Source organism: Pseudonocardia hierapolitana, from assembly GCF_007994075.1.
In the GTDB taxonomy this organism is placed as follows: Bacteria; Actinomycetota; Actinomycetes; order Mycobacteriales; family Pseudonocardiaceae; genus Pseudonocardia; species Pseudonocardia hierapolitana.
This window is the reverse complement of sequence record NZ_VIWU01000001.1, coordinates 2,599,635-2,613,481: the sequence shown is the minus strand read 5'-3', so window position 1 is coordinate 2,613,481 and position 13,847 is coordinate 2,599,635. Positions and strand designations below refer to the sequence as shown.

The window sequence follows — 13,847 nt, the reverse complement described above, 5'->3', positions numbered from 1 at the left end:
GCTCGCCCCCATCTGCTGTGTGGCGTTCCTACTGGGGTCAGCCTCCGGGCCCCGGCCGGGGGCAGGCCCGCGGTGCCCTCATCGGCTGTGGCTGAGTTGGGATGCCGGCGCTCGGCCCCATCTCGTGGGTCGCGTTCGTCTGGGGCCAGCCTCCAGACTCCGGGCGGGGGGAGGCCCGCGGTGCCCTCATCGGCTGTGGCTGAGTTGGGATGCCGGCGCTCGGCCCCATCTCGTGGGTCGCGTTCGTCTGGGGTCAGCCTCCAGACTCCGGGCGGGGGGAGGCCCGCGGTGCCCTCATCGGCTGTGGCTGAGTTGGGATGCCGGCGCTCGGCCCCATCTCGTGGGTCGCGTTCGTCTGGGGTCAGCCTCCAGACTCCGGGCGGGGGGGAGGCCCGCGGTGCCCTCATCGGCTGTGGCTGAGTTGGGATGCCGGCGCTCGACCCCCATCTCCTGATCGGAGCGTCAACGCTGGATGCGCTGCATACGAGGCATGAGGATGTCGAGCGCGCGTTCGGCGGCGCCTGCGAGGGCATCGGGAGCTGCCAGCTCGATTCGTACCGCGATATAGCAGTCGGGGCGGACGAGGTACAACCGGTCGCGGGGACCGGTGTACGCCCTGACGAGGGCGCCGGTGGAATCGCTGATCACGTCGACTCCGCGCGGGACCTGTGTCGTCGTGCCGGGGCGGGTGAGCAGGTGGCGACGGACGCCGGTGGGGGTGGGGACCCGCGCGAGGCGCTGCGCAAGATCGTGGCCGGCACCGCCTTCGGCGGGCGCGACGAGCAGGCTGACCGCGCCGCCGAGTGCCTTGCGCAGTGTCGTTCGTCCTGAGGAGCCGGACACCTGGCAGAACCCGTCCGGGGCCGGCACCCCGGCGCGCGTGGGGTCTTCGGGACGGGCGGAGCGCGGGCTGCCGTCGACTTCGAGGTCGAGCGTGAGTGGGGACGCCGTGTACGGATGGGGCTCGTACAGCTTGCCGCTGTCGATCCGGTCGGACCGGGTGGGGTCGGCCGCCGCGGCCTCGAGCACGGCGTCCCGGCGGGCCTTCCCCTCGGCATCGGCCGGAGTCATGAACCTCATCGTCTCGCCGGTGACCTGGATGTGATGGTCGGCTGCCCTGATCCGTTCGAGCTCGTAGGTGTCGAGCAGGGCCGGATCGACCTGCCCGGTGAGGACGAACCCGAGTTTCCAGGCGAGGTTCTCGGCGTCCTCCAGGCCGCTGTTCATGCCCCGAGCTCCGAACGGGGAAACGACGTGCGCCGAGTCACCTGCGAGGAATACGCGGCCCTCGCGGAATCGCCTGGCGCGGCGTTGCTGAAAGGTGTAGGTGTTGGCCCGCAGCACGGCGAACGGCCTGTCACCGATGACGTTGCGCACCCGTTCTCCCAGGCGTTCCGGCCGCAGCACGGCGCCCTCGTCCACATCGGCATCGATCTGCCAGTCGATCCTCCACGTGCGCTTGCCCATGCAATGCATGAGCACGATGCCGCCCGGAGAGAAGGGCGGGTCGAACCACAGGCGCCGTTCGACGGCGAGGGGGAGGTCGACCTCGAAGTCCGCCACGAGGAATCGGCCCTCGGCAGGCCATCCGTCGAAGGGGATCCGCAACGCCTCGCGGGTGGTGCTGCCGATGCCGTCCGCACCCACGAGGTACGCACCCGTATAGCGTTCCTGCCCGGCTGGACCCTCGGCCTCGACGATCACCGAAGCGGCGCCCTGCCGGAGCCCGACGACCGTGCGGCCGTGTCGGAACTCGACTAGCCCGCTCCGCGCCGTCTCGGCGTGCAGCAGCTCCTCGATGCGGAACTGCGGGAAGTTCACGAAGGCCGGGTAGACCTCCTCGCCGCGGGCGGGCCAGCGCAGTCGGAGGATTTCCTGGTCGCGGTAGTAGGTGCGGCCGAGCGACCAGCTCGCGCCCCCGTCGAGGATCTCGTTCACGATCCCGAGCCGGTCGAACAGCGCGAGGATGTCCCGCTGCACGGTGATGGCCCGCGACTGGCCGCAGTGCGTGCTGGTGTTGCGTTCCAGCACGACGCTGCGCGCGCCCTGCCGGGCCAGCAGCAGGGCAGTGGCCATGCCGACCGGCCCACCCCCGGAAATGATCACGGGGAACTCGGTCGTGTTCTGTTGAGCGGTCACGGTCCCTCCGGGCCCCACGTCTCTTATCCGGCCGGGTGTGGGGTGTTGCGGATCCACAATTCGGCGACGGCGGCGTGTACCGGGAAGGCGAGCCAGAACGCCACGTCGAAGCCGTCCTGGAACTCGAACAGTCCGGTCGACTCGAACAGAGCGAGCCAGATGCGGATGGTGCCGACGCCGACCCCCATCGCGAACGCGCGGATCATCCAGCGACGGTGGTTGACCACGTCGTCGCGGCGGATCGCCCGGAAGGCCAGCAGCAGGCAGACGAGGAACCACGAACCGAAGACGTAGCTGGCGATGGCCTGGCTGGTGCCGCCGAACGGCATCACGTACCCGAGCGCGATGGCGAACGCCCCGCTGATCAGGCCGGCGGTGAGCAGCACCCGGCCGAGCCTGCGGTGGAAGGTGTAGTGACGGCTGCGGATCCGGTACGCGAGCTGCACCGGCGCGCCGAGCAGGTACACGATTCCAGGCGCGATGTGCACGTACGCCAGCCACGGATGCCGGACGTAACGCCGGTCGTACTCCTCCTCCGGAACCGTGCCGTCGAGCAGGTGCGGCACGTCCACGAGGAGCCGCATCACGGCGAACGCGAGAACGATGAGGATCAGGACGACGATCGCACCTTGCAAGACCCTCAGGCCAGGGCGGGCGGGCGTGGTGGAGGCGGTGGGTGGTGTCATCGGCGTTCCTCCGGTTCCCGCGGGCCCGCGTCGCGGTCAACGATCGCCGCGCCGGTGGTGGCGAACAACGGCGGAGTGCGCAACGATCGTTAACGGAAAGGTTCACGAACGAGTGGAGCCCCGGTGGAGCAGCGGGAGATCGAGATCTTCCTGATGCTCGCCGACGAGCTGCATTTCGGCCGGGCGGCAGAACGCCTGCACGTGTCCACCGCAAGGGTCAGCCAGACGATCAAGAAGCTGGAACGGCGCATCGGCGCGCCCCTGTTCGAGCGCACCAGCCGTCGAGTGGAGCTGACGCCGATCGGTCGCGTCCTCAGCGACGAGTTGCGGCCCGCCTACCAGCAGATCCACGACGCCATCGACCGGGCGACGGCGGCGGCCTGCGGTGGCTGCGAGAGACTGCGGGTCGGGTTCATCGGCGCAGCCACAGGCAAGTTCGTCCTCGAGGTGGCCGAGGTTTTTCGGGCCGAGCACCCCAACTGCGAGGTGCAGTTCCACGAGAAGCAGTTCGGTGCGGGCCTCGGTCCACTCCGGGGCGGCGAATTCGACATGCTGCTCGCCGCGGTGCCCGTCTTCGGCGCCCGTGAAGCGGACCTCACCTGCGGCAGCGTCCTGTTCGAAGGGGACCGCATGCTCGCCGTGTCGGCCCGGCACCCGTTCGCCCGTCGACCGTCGGTGTCATTCGCCGACCTCGCCGCCACCAAGGTTCTTCGCACGACGCAGGCGGTCCCCGACTACTGGGACCACGCGCTCGTCCCCCAGCACACACCCGAGGGTCGGCCCGTCGAGCGGGGGCCGTCGTTCGCCACGGCCCAGGAGATGCTCGCCCTCGTCGGCGCCGGCTTCGGTGCCTATCCGGTGCCGATCCAGGCCACGAGCTACCACGCCCGCCCCGACGTCGCCTACGTGCCCATTCACGACGCCCCGCCCTACCAATGGCGACTCGTCTGGCTGTCCGCCGCCGAGACCGCCAATGTCCGGGCCTTCGACCAGGCCGCCGCCACCCTGGCCGAGGCTCGCAGGACATGATGCCGTCTTCCGTGGGCCAGCCCCTGAGCCCGGCCGGGTGCGCGCCCACGGAGGCCCGCCGCCGGGGCCTCTGATCGCATCGGCGGGTCCTCTCTCCGCCGGACTGAGCTCTGCGGGACGAAGAGCCGTGCGAGTGAGCGGGAGATACCACCAGGAGGCGTGATCGGTGCGAGCCGGCGCTCCCGACCTCGGATGAAGCGCTATTCGCGGTTCCGGCGGCGGTATGCACTCGGCGTGGAGCCGTAGGCACTCCGGAACGCGCGGCTGAACGTCGGCAGATCGGTGAAGCCCCAGCGCCGTGAAATCCCCGTGATCGACGTCGTGGAGCGTGGGTCGAGGAGCTCGCGACGGCACCGTTCGAGGCGGTGGGCGCGGACCCGCTGGGTAACGGTCGTGCCCTGCTGGGAGTAGAGCCGGTGCAGGTGGCGGGTAGACACGAAGTGCGCGCGGGCGATCGTGTCGGGGCCGAGGCCGGGATCGGCGATGTGCGCGGCGATGTAGGCGTCGATCTTCCGCATCAGATCGGTGGTCGGGGCGTCGGGCGGATCGGGGTGCAGCCGCTCGGTCGCCACCGTGGTGACCAGCTCGGCGACCTCGTCGGCGAGCCGGGTGCCACCGGCCCTGCTCAGCACGGGCGGCGCTGCGACGAGATCGTGCAGCATGCGGCCGACGATGGCCCCCAGACCGCTGCCACCGCCCAGGGTGCGCGCCGTCAACTGCCGCGAGGCGGCCTGGTCGAGACTCACGGTGGCCCGTGGCCAGGTGTAGACGTAGAGCTGCCAGTCGTGGCGGAAGCCCCAGAAGAACGGGCGGTCGGTCTCGTAGATGGCGAAGTCGCCGGGGCGCAGTACCGCCTCCCGGCCGTCCTGGCACAGCACGGCCTCACCCCGGGTCACCATGCCGACCTGCAGGTAGGTGTCCCCGTCGCGCGCGAGCCCCGGCGTGCGCAGGCAGCCCTGCGGGGTGGAGTCGACCGATGCGACCCTCAGGTGACCCAGCGGCGTGCTGCGCACCGCGCCGACGAAGTGCACGGCCGGGTCCGCGTCGATGTCGAGGGCGACGAAGTGCTCCCGGATGAGGTCGCGCCACACGGGCAGGCGCTCGGCGCGGCCAGTGGCAGATCCCATGGGCGGCTCGCAGCGGGCATCGGCGAATCGGTGAACCGACGCTAGGGAGCGTTGCCGGCAGCGTCAACACTCGGTCCGGCGGGTGGGGATGGTCGCTCACCGTCAAGAGACTCGTCACCCAGCGACAAGGCGGGATCGGCGCGACGCCCAACAATGCGCCGATGACCACCACCGATCCCGTAGTCGTGCGCGCGGCGTGCCCCCATGACTGCCCGGACACGTGCGCGATGCTGGTGACGGTCTCGGACGGGCGCGCGGTCGAGCTGCGCGGCGACCCCGACCACCCGTTCACGCGTGGCGGGTTGTGCGTGAAGGTCAACAACTACATCGACAAGGTGTACAGCCCGGACCGGTTGCTGTACCCCATGCGGCGCACCGGGCCCAAGGGCAGCGGGCGGTTCGGGCGCATCTCGTGGGACGAGGCCCTCGACGAGATCGTGTCCCGGTTCCGGTCGGCGATCGCGGAACACGGGCCGGAATCGATCATGCCGGTGAGCTACCTCGGCACGGAGGGCGTGCTCAACGGGCTGAACGTCGGCGACCCGTTCTTCAACAAGCTCGGCGCGACGATCAGCGAGCGCACCTATTGCGACTCGGGCTCGTGCACGGCCTACGCGATGACGATCGGCGCCACCGCGGGCGTCGACCCGGAGAGCCTGGTCCACTCCCGTTACATCATCATCTGGGCCTGCAACATGGTGTCGACCAACCTGCACCTGTGGCCGGTGGTCGCCGAGGCGCAGCGGCGCGGGGCCAAGGTCGTCGTGATCGATCCGGTGCGGCACAGGACGGCGAAGCGCGCCGACTGGTACATCCCGATCCGGCCGGGCACCGACGGGGCACTCGCGCTCGCGATGATGAACGTGATCATCACAGAGGGCCTCACCGACGAGGCGTACGTCCGCGACCACACGGTGGGCTACGCCGAGCTCGTGGAGCGGGTGCGGCAGTACACGCCGGAGTGGGCGGCGGGCGAGACCGGGATCCCGGCCGAGGACATCCGCACGCTCGCCCGCGAGTACGCCGGCACGCAGCCGTCGATGATCCGGATCGGCGTGGCGATCGAGCGGCACGCAGGCGGCGGCCAGACCGTACGTGCGATCGCGTGCCTGCCCGCGTTGGTGGGGGCGTGGCGGCGGGTGGGCGGCGGCCTGCTGCAGCTGCCGCTGTGGGCGTTCCCGGTGAACTTCGGCGCCCTGATGCACCCCGAGCTGTTGACGCCAGGCACCCGCGTGGTCAACCAGTTCCTCCTCGGCCGGGCGCTCACCGGCGAGATGGCGCTCGACCCGCCGATCACAGCGCTCATGGTCTACAACTCCAACCCCATGGTGGTCTGTCCCGAGCAGGGGAAGCTGGCCGCCGGGCTCGCCCGTGAGGACCTGTTCACGGTGGTCAGCGACCACTTCCTGACCGACACGGCGCGCTACGCCGACATCGTGCTGCCCGCGACCACCCAGCTGGAGCAGCACGACATCATGTTCAGCTGGGGCCACTTCTACCTCTCGCTGAACACCCCGGCCGTCGCGCCGCTCGGCGAGGCCGTGTCCAACACGGAGCTCTTCCGGCGCCTCGCCGCCGGCATGGGCTTCACCGAGGAGTGCTTCACCCGAACCGACGAGGAGATGCTCGCCGAGTCGTTCGACTGGTCGGCCCCGGCGCTGGAGGGCATCACCCTCGAGTCGTTGCGCAGGACGGGATGGGCCCGGCTGAACCTGCCATCGGCCGACGAGTACGCCCCGCACGCGAACGGAGGCTTCCCCACACCGTCCGGGAAGACCGAGTTCGCCTCGTCGGTGGCGGCGGAGGCGGGCAACTTCGTGCTCCCGCTGTTCCGGCAGGGCTCGAACGAGTTCCAGGCCGGCGGCGTCGTCGACCCGCTCCCGCACTACGTCCCGCCGCGGGAGACGGCCGACTCCGCGTACCGGCTCAACCTGATCTCCCCCAAGTCGCACGCGTACCTGAACTCGAGCGCGGGCGACCAGCCCGCACAGCGGCGCGTGCAGGGCGAGCAGGCCGTGACGATCCACCCGCAGGATGCCGCCGAACGCGGGATCGCCGACGGGCAGTACGTGCGGGTGTTCAACGACCGGGGTCAGTTCGTCGCACTGGCCAGGGTTTCGGACGAGATCGCCACCGGCGTGGTGATGTCCCCGATGGGGGCGTGGGCGAAGAACGCCAAGGACGGGTCCACCGTGAACGCGGTCAACCCGTTCGCCTTCGCCGACCTCGGCAACGCGCCGACGTTCTCCGACACGCGGGTCGAGGTCGAGGCGGTCTGACGGCTGCGTGCTCGTTCGCTGGACTCGCCGTGCCCGTTCGTCGGACTCGCGCTGGTTGTCGGTGAGTCGGTGAGTCCGACGTATCCGTGCGGCGGGTCGGGTGGTCCGGCGGGCGTCACCACTCGGCGGCGCCTTCGAAGGACGTCGGGCCGGGGTCGAGGCCGAGCCGGGTGCGGGCGGCCGTGAGGTCGAGGGTGCGCTCGTACCCGAGGTGGCTCACGGCGTAGCGGGTCAGCCGCGGAGGCCCGGGCCTGCGGGCCAGCCGGGCGGCGTACTCGGTGACGGCGGCGAGCGCCCATGCCGCGCGGACCGGCACGTAGCGGATCTCGACGTCGAGGCCGCGCTCGGCCAGCACCGCCGACACCGCATCGCCGAGCACGACGGGCTCGGCGTCGCCGATGTTGTAGACCCCGGCCGGGGCGGCCCGATCGCAGGCGCGCAGCACGGCGTCGACGAGCGTGCCGACGGCGGTGAGCGTGTGCCGGGTGCGTGCGTCCCCGGGGAGCACGAGCGTGCGGCCGCGGATCGCGCCGAGCAGGCGGGGCAGCAGGGTCGGGTCGCCGGGCCCGTAGACGGCGTGCGGGCGCAGTACGACCGTGTCGGGCCGCCCGGCGAGCAGGCGTTCGGCCGCGGCCTTCGACGCCCCGTATTCCGTGAGGTAGCGGGCGACGGGCGCGGCCGGCTCCGGCGCATTCACCGTGGGGACGAACGGGTCGTAGACGCTGGCCGTCGAGACGTGCACGAACCGCGCGCCCGGGAACGACGCGAGCGCGTTGCGGGTGCCGTCGACGTTCGCCCGCCGGATCGGGGCGGCCGGGCCCCAGTCGATGACGGCCGCGGCGGCGTGCACGACGGCGTCGACCGGCGGTGGATCGGCCAGCGGTCCCTTCGTGATGTCCCAGCGGGCGCGGCCGTAGCCGTGCACGGTCCAGCCGTGCGCGGCCGCGGCCCGGGCCACGGCGCCCCCGACGAACCCGGTCGCTCCGGTCACGGCGATCCGCATCAGGCGAACATGGCGCGTACGGCGGCGCGGTCCGGCTTGCGGGTGCGCCCCGCCACCGGGAGGGCGTCGAGCACGACGACCTCGTCCGGCAGCGCGGCGGTGTCGATCAGGGACGGCAGCGCGGCGCGGACCCGGTCGGCCAGGTCGCGCCCGGCGTCGGGGGCAGGGACGATCGCGAGCACCACCCGCTCGTCGCCGATGTCGTCCGCGACGCCGACCATCAGCGCCGCGGCGACCCCGGGCAGCGCGGCGACCGCGGGCTCGTAGAGGCCGGGGTAGATGTTGGTGGAGCCCCGGATGATCATGTCCTTGGCGCGGCCGACGAGCACGATCCGGCCGCCGGACAGGCGGGCGAGGTCCCCTGTGGCGTGCTCGGTCGGATCCGGGCGGCCGAGGTAGCCGCGGGCCATGTTCGGGCCGGCGACGTGCAGCTCGCCGCGGTCGTCCACCCGCACCGCCACACCGGGCAACGGGGCGCCGATCAGGTCGCCCGGCCCGGCGTACGCGAGCTTCTCCTGCGCCGTCGCGACCGCGACCGGCAGGATCTCGGTCATCCCGTAGACGGCGAGGAACTCCACCCCTGGCAGCAGGGCCGTCGCCCGCCGCAGCAGCGGCGGCAGCACCGGGGCGGCCCCGAGCAGCACCTGCCGCAGCGACGCCGGGAGCGCCACCTCACCACGCTCCACGGCGTCCAGCACCCCGGCCAGGTCGGCCGGCACGAGGAACGCGTGCGTGGCGCCGGACATGCCGCGGGCGAGTTCGGCCGGGCGCGCGGCCGGGGCGAACCCGTACGGCGGCATCGTCCAGTGCGCCCCGGCGACCAGCGCGGGGAGACCCAGCAACAGCTGGTCGGTGTGCACGCGGGTGCCGGGCGCGAGAGCGCACCGGGTGGCGAGCACGCCGAGGGCGGCGCCGAGCGAGGCGCGGGTGTGGACCACGACCTTCGGCGCGGCCGTCGTCCCCGCGGTCGGCACGATCGCTGCGTCCTGATCGGGAGCGGATGGGATCGGGTCGGGCCGTGCGACCGGGCGGGTCAGGTCGCGCAGCGGGAGAGCGCCGCGCGGCACGCCCGGCAGCCACCGACCCGCGCGGACGTGCCGGACGGGGAGCGCGCCGAAGTCCGGCAGCAGCACGCCGCGGCGGCGGGCGAGCGAGCGCAGCGGTCCCGGCGCGCTCGCGGCGTAGAGCACCGACTCGGCCGCCGCCCAGCGGGGCTCGACCAGCGCGACCCTGGCCGCGAACAGCTCCCCGCCGGCGCCGGGGTCGACGAACACGACCGTGCCCCCGGCGGCGACCGTGCCGAGCGCGAGCACGACGGCGTCCGGCGACGGGCGCACGGAGAACAGCAGCCGCTCGCCCGGCCCGAAGCCGGCCGCCCGCAGCCGGTGCGCCACGGCGCGGACCCGGGCGCCGAGCTGCGCGTGGGTCAGCGTCGCGTCGCGCGGCCCGCTCAGCGCGGGTGCGGGGCCGTGCTCGTCGGTCGCGGCGAGGATCTGCTGCAGGAGGTCATGCCGCATCGAGCACCAGCTCTCGGTAGGCCGGAACGAGCACACCACGGGCGGCCCGGCGCCGGACGATCCGCCACGGCCGATCGCGGTGGGCGGCGAGAACGGCGTCCAGCACCGTGTGGATCTCGGCCATCGCGAGCGGCATGCCGAGGCAGAAGTGCGGCCCGGCGCCGAACCACAGCCGGCGCAGGTGCGGCGGGTGCGGGCGGTCCGGGTCGAACCCGCCGAGCGCGCGGGCCGCGGACACCGTCGAGATCACGACGCGCTCGCCCGGCCGCACGGCGAGGGTCCCGATCCGGGCTGGTGCGGAAACGCTGCGCAGCATCACCGGCGAGGGCACGGTGACGCGCAGGGCCTCGCCGATCACGTCGTCCGCGCGGGACGGTTCGACGGCCAGTCGGTCCAGCCAGCCGGTGTCGAACAGGAGCGCGACGAGGCGGGGTACGAACGACACCAGCGTCTCGGTGCCCGTCAGCACGAACGCCGCCACCGCCCCGCGTGACTCGTCCTCGGAGAGGCCGAGCGAGCGCATCCGCCCGGGCACGGTCACCGGATCGCCCGCGCGGTAGGCGACATCGGCCGGTTCGGTCAGCTCGGCCAGGGCGGCGCGGGCCCTGGCGACCTGTGACGGCGTGAGCCGCGGGCGGGCGAGCCGCACCTGCCCGGTCACCGCGGTGGCTGCGGCGAAGGCGGGGGCCGCCGCGAGGTCCGGGTCGAGGCCGACGAGCTCGGCGATCACGGCGCCGGCGAGCTGCCTGGTCAGCGCGACGACGTCGAGCGGCCGCCCGATCGTGAGCGATGCCGACGACCGGGCGACCAGGTCCGCCACGGCGCGCGGCGTGAACAGGTCCGCGAGCCTGCGCCGCAGCTCGGCGTGCTCGGCGCCCTCCATGTTGAGCAGCACCGACGGCCCGACGACCGGCGTCCACAGATCGGCAGGCGATCCGGGGCCGGTCTTGGTGAACGCCGCGGTGTCGGTGAGCACCGCGCGGGCGAGCGTCGCGTCGCTGACCACGACCCCGACACGCGGGACCCGCACCACCGGCCCGACCAGTGCGAGCGCCCGGACCAGCGGGTACGCGAGCGGGTGGGCCGCGAGCTGGACGCGCCGCTCCCAGTTCCCACCGTCCCCGCCGGCTTCCGTCCCCCGGGTCATCGGATGTCCACGTGCTCGGGCCAGTACCGGTGGTCGGCGTACCAGGCGAGCGTCCTGACCAGACCCCATGCCCGGACGCGGCGGCTCGACCCGAACACCACCACGTCGGACCGGCGGCCGTAGCGGGTGGTGAGCCTGCGGACGGCGTTGACCAGCGCGCGGTCCTCGTGCAGGTCCTGGATCCGGGTGCGGGGGAACCCGCCGGCCCGCACGTACAGCGCGGCGGAGATCGCCATGTTGCAGCCCGGCGTCATCACGTAGGGGCCGAGGTGGGCGGGGTCGCGGTTGCCGGGGCGCACGGTGCCGAACGCCGTGGCGACGCCGACCGCGCCAACCAGCACGGCCCGCTTCCACGCCGGCACCCCCTCGTCGGTCCGGGGGCGCAGCCGCCCGGCGATCAGGTCCAGGCCGTCGGCGTGGGCAGCGCGGATGCGGGCCGTCCAGTCCGGTGCGGGCAGGCAGTCGGCGTCGGTGCGGGCCAGCAGCGTGGCTCCACGTGCGATGGCGTGCCGCATCCCGGTATCGGCGGCGGCGCCGGTGCCGCGCTCGGGCTCGTCCACGATCTCCAGCTGCAGCCCGAGCGCCGCCGCCGTGTCGCGCACGACCGCGGCCGTGCCGTCGGTGGAGGCGTTGTCGACGACCACGAGGTGGAAGTCCCGGTCGTGCTGCGCGGCGAGGGCGCGCAGGGTGGCGGGGATGCCGCACGCCTCGTCGAAGGCCGGGATGATCACCGCGAGGCTCACAGCCGCACCACCACGACGCCCATGCTCACTCCGCCGGCCAGGCCGACCAGCGCCACCAGGTCGCCGGGGCCGCAGCGGCCCAGTTCCAGCGCGGTGGCCAGCTGCAGGGGGAGGCTCGCCGAGGCGGCGTTGCCGTGCTCGGGCAACGTCACGACGAGCTTCTCGGCCGGCACCCCGGCCCGCTCGGCGAACACCTCCAGGTACGGCAACGACACCTGGTGCACGCACACCACCGCGAAGTCGTCCCAGCGCAGGCCGAGCTCCGCGAGCGTCTCGTCGAGCACGCCGGTGCCGAGGCCGAGGAAGGCGTCCTTGAGCCGCGCGCCGTCCATCTCGAAGTAGGTCCGCTCGGGGTCGCGCGGGTGCCGCGAGCCGCCTGCTGGCAACGTGCCGACGTCCCAGTGCCGCGAGTCCGCGGTGAACGCCGCGCCGAGCACGCCGGTGCCAGGCGGCGCGCCGGTCGTCAACAGCAGCGCGGCACCGGCGTCGCCGAGCGTGTAGCCGGGGAAGGCGCGCAGGTACTCGCCGAGGGACCCGACGTTCCAGCGCACGGCCCGCGACGGCGCCTCACCGCAGGCGACGAGCACGGTGCGGTAGCGGCCCGTCGCGATGAGGGCGTCGGCCACCTCGATGCCGTTGAGCACGCTGTTGCAGGCGTTCTTGACGTCCATCACGGGGCAGCCCAGCTCGAGCCCCGCCGCGACGATGTGCGCCGTGGCCGGCTCGACCATGTCCTGGCTCGCCGACGCGAACACCAGCAGGTCGATCTCCTCCGCGGCCGTCCCCGTCTCGGCGAGCAGCTTGCGCGCGGCGGCGACGGCGAGGTCGGACGCCTGCTCGCGGCCGGCCATCACGTGCCGGGACCGGATGCCCGTCAGCCGGTGCAGCAACCCGGCGGGCGGGACGTACGGCCCGATCCGCGCCTCCACCTCGGCGCTGGTCAGGCAGTGCTCCGGCAGGTGCACGGCAACCCCGGCCAACCGCGTTCCCATCTACGGCCTCCCGGTCAGCGTGATCTGCAACGACTCGTACCGGGGGATGAGCACCCGGCGCGCGGGCCTGCGGTGCACGACCCGCCACGGCCGGCCGGCGCGGAGCAGCGCCCGCAGCAACGCGGCCATCTCGGCCTTCGCCAGTGCGGCGCCGAGGCACAGGTGCCTGCCGCCGCCGAACCACAGCTGCCGGGTCTCGGGCACGTAGGCGCGGTTCGGGTCGAATCCGCCCGCCGCGTTGTTGGCCGCGTAGGTCAGCAGCATGACCTGCTCGCCCGCCTTCAGCAGGTGCCTCCCGATCTCGACGTCCGCGCTGACGTGCCGGCCGATGACCGGCGCCGGCGTGACGACGCGCAGCACCTCGCGCACCACGTCGTCGATCCGGTCCGGATCGGCGAGCAGCGCGTCGACGAGGCGGTGGTCGTGCAGCAGCGCGACGGCCCGGGTCATCGCGGTGGCGGCGGTCTCGGTGCCGGCCACGAGCAGCAGGCCGGCCAGACCCCGGGTCACCTCCACGCCCAGGCCCAGCTCGCGGCAGCGGCCCAGCAGGGTGCCCGGTGGCGCGTCGCGGTAGCCGGCGGGGACGCCGGCCGTCATCCGCTCCACGATCCCCCTGGCCTCCGCCACCGCGTGCGGGGCGAGCACGGTGGAGGCCGCGGTGTGGAGCGCCACGGCGGCCAGCCGCTCGCCCTCGGCGAAGATCGCGCGGAACTCGTCGTCGGGACGGTCCCGCGGCAGGCCCAGCAGGGTGGCGAGCATCCGGCCGACGAGCACGCGGGAGGTGTCCGCGACGTCCACGGTCCCGCCCACGCGCAGCCGCGCGGTCAGCGCGTCGAGCGGCGCGTCGAACGCCTCGGCGACGAGGTCCGCCGAGGTCTTGGTGGTGAACAGGTCGCGGGCCTTCGTCCGCAGCCGGAGGTGACCGGGCCCGTCGAAGAGCTCGGTGACGTAGTCGCCGAGCACCTGTGCCCACAGGTGGCCGACCCCGCCCTCGCCGAGCAGCGTGAAGTGCCGGTGCTCGTTGAGGATCTCCCGACAGAGCATCGGGTCCCGGATGATCCAGCCCAGCCGGGGGATCCGGGCGATCGGGGGCGCGAAGCGGGCGGCGTGCAGCAGCAGGGCCAGGCTGGGGCGGCTGGCCCACAGCAGGCCGGCCTCGTGGCGCCGCGCGGTGATCGTCACGGC

Annotated in this window: 11 protein-coding genes; 2 read left to right on the top strand and 9 right to left on the bottom strand. The window is 73.2% G+C overall.

Annotation, left to right across the window (positions count from 1 at the left end; all coding sequences use genetic code 11):
- Nucleotides 1–462: 462 nt before the first annotated feature.
- A complete protein-coding gene (locus FHX44_RS12405) occupies nt 463–2,196 on the bottom strand; it encodes an FAD-dependent monooxygenase (protein WP_170308885.1) in 1,734 nt (577 codons plus the stop codon).
- Nucleotides 2,163–2,825, bottom strand: coding sequence for a DUF2306 domain-containing protein (locus FHX44_RS12400; protein ID WP_147255939.1), 663 nt, complete (start codon nt 2,823–2,825; stop codon nt 2,163–2,165). The genes FHX44_RS12405 and FHX44_RS12400 overlap by 34 nt, the downstream gene beginning before the upstream one ends.
- A gap of 123 nt (nt 2,826–2,948) precedes the next feature.
- Between FHX44_RS12400 and FHX44_RS12395 the strand changes: the two genes are divergently transcribed.
- Nucleotides 2,949–3,854 carry a LysR family transcriptional regulator gene (locus tag FHX44_RS12395; RefSeq protein ID WP_147255938.1) on the top strand — a complete coding sequence of 302 codons (906 nt, stop codon included), beginning with the start codon at nt 2,949–2,951 and terminating at the stop codon, nt 3,852–3,854.
- Between the two features lie 200 nt (nt 3,855–4,054).
- Here FHX44_RS12395 and FHX44_RS12390 read toward each other — a convergent pair whose 3' ends face one another.
- Nucleotides 4,055–4,981, bottom strand: coding sequence for an AraC-like ligand-binding domain-containing protein (locus FHX44_RS12390; protein ID WP_147255937.1), 927 nt, complete (start codon nt 4,979–4,981; stop codon nt 4,055–4,057).
- 161 nt (nt 4,982–5,142) lie between these two features.
- Between FHX44_RS12390 and FHX44_RS12385 the strand changes: the two genes are divergently transcribed.
- Nucleotides 5,143–7,260: a molybdopterin-containing oxidoreductase family protein gene (locus FHX44_RS12385; protein ID WP_147255936.1), complete on the top strand. Its 2,118-nt coding sequence runs from the start codon at nt 5,143–5,145 to the stop codon at nt 7,258–7,260.
- A 115-nt stretch (nt 7,261–7,375) separates the two neighbouring features.
- Here the strand turns inward: FHX44_RS12385 and FHX44_RS12380 are convergent, their stop codons facing one another.
- From FHX44_RS12380 to FHX44_RS12355, 6 genes are read right to left on the bottom strand one after another with little or no spacing between them, the layout of a single operon-like run.
- The gene (locus FHX44_RS12380) at nt 7,376–8,263 is read right to left on the bottom strand and encodes an NAD-dependent epimerase/dehydratase family protein (protein ID WP_147255935.1); all 888 of its coding nucleotides are present in this window, start codon (nt 8,261–8,263) and stop codon (nt 7,376–7,378) included.
- Entirely contained in the window at nt 8,263–9,780 is a 1,518-nt protein-coding gene (locus tag FHX44_RS12375) for a class I adenylate-forming enzyme family protein (protein WP_147255934.1), read from the bottom strand. The genes FHX44_RS12380 and FHX44_RS12375 overlap by 1 nt, the downstream gene beginning before the upstream one ends.
- Nucleotides 9,770–10,927 carry a cytochrome P450 gene (locus FHX44_RS12370; RefSeq protein WP_147255933.1) on the bottom strand — a complete coding sequence of 386 codons (1,158 nt, stop codon included), beginning with the start codon at nt 10,925–10,927 and terminating at the stop codon, nt 9,770–9,772. Before FHX44_RS12370 ends, FHX44_RS12375 begins: the two co-directional genes overlap by 11 nt.
- The gene (locus FHX44_RS12365) at nt 10,924–11,670 is read right to left on the bottom strand and encodes a glycosyltransferase family 2 protein (RefSeq protein WP_147255932.1); all 747 of its coding nucleotides are present in this window, start codon (nt 11,668–11,670) and stop codon (nt 10,924–10,926) included. Before FHX44_RS12365 ends, FHX44_RS12370 begins: the two co-directional genes overlap by 4 nt.
- Nucleotides 11,667–12,662, bottom strand: coding sequence for a 3-oxoacyl-ACP synthase III family protein (locus tag FHX44_RS12360; RefSeq protein WP_147255931.1), 996 nt, complete (start codon nt 12,660–12,662; stop codon nt 11,667–11,669). The genes FHX44_RS12365 and FHX44_RS12360 overlap by 4 nt, the downstream gene beginning before the upstream one ends.
- The gene (locus FHX44_RS12355) at nt 12,663–13,844 is read right to left on the bottom strand and encodes a cytochrome P450 (protein WP_212612435.1); all 1,182 of its coding nucleotides are present in this window, start codon (nt 13,842–13,844) and stop codon (nt 12,663–12,665) included. It lies immediately after the preceding gene.
- Nucleotides 13,845–13,847 lie beyond the last annotated feature (3 nt).

Excerpts from the sequence above, each read along its gene's own strand:
- FHX44_RS12400 (WP_147255939.1), bottom strand. The coding sequence starts at position 2,825 with ATGACACCACCCACCGCCTCCACCACGCCCGCCCGCCCTGGCCTGAGG.
- FHX44_RS12390 (WP_147255937.1), bottom strand. The coding sequence starts at position 4,981 with ATGGGATCTGCCACTGGCCGCGCCGAGCGCCTGCCCGTGTGGCGCGAC.
- FHX44_RS12385 (WP_147255936.1), top strand. The coding sequence starts at position 5,143 with ATGACCACCACCGATCCCGTAGTCGTGCGCGCGGCGTGCCCCCATGAC.
- FHX44_RS12380 (WP_147255935.1), bottom strand. The coding sequence starts at position 8,263 with ATGCGGATCGCCGTGACCGGAGCGACCGGGTTCGTCGGGGGCGCCGTG.
- FHX44_RS12375 (WP_147255934.1), bottom strand. The coding sequence starts at position 9,780 with ATGCGGCATGACCTCCTGCAGCAGATCCTCGCCGCGACCGACGAGCAC.
- FHX44_RS12370 (WP_147255933.1), bottom strand. The coding sequence starts at position 10,927 with ATGACCCGGGGGACGGAAGCCGGCGGGGACGGTGGGAACTGGGAGCGG.
- FHX44_RS12360 (WP_147255931.1), bottom strand. The coding sequence starts at position 12,662 with ATGGGAACGCGGTTGGCCGGGGTTGCCGTGCACCTGCCGGAGCACTGC.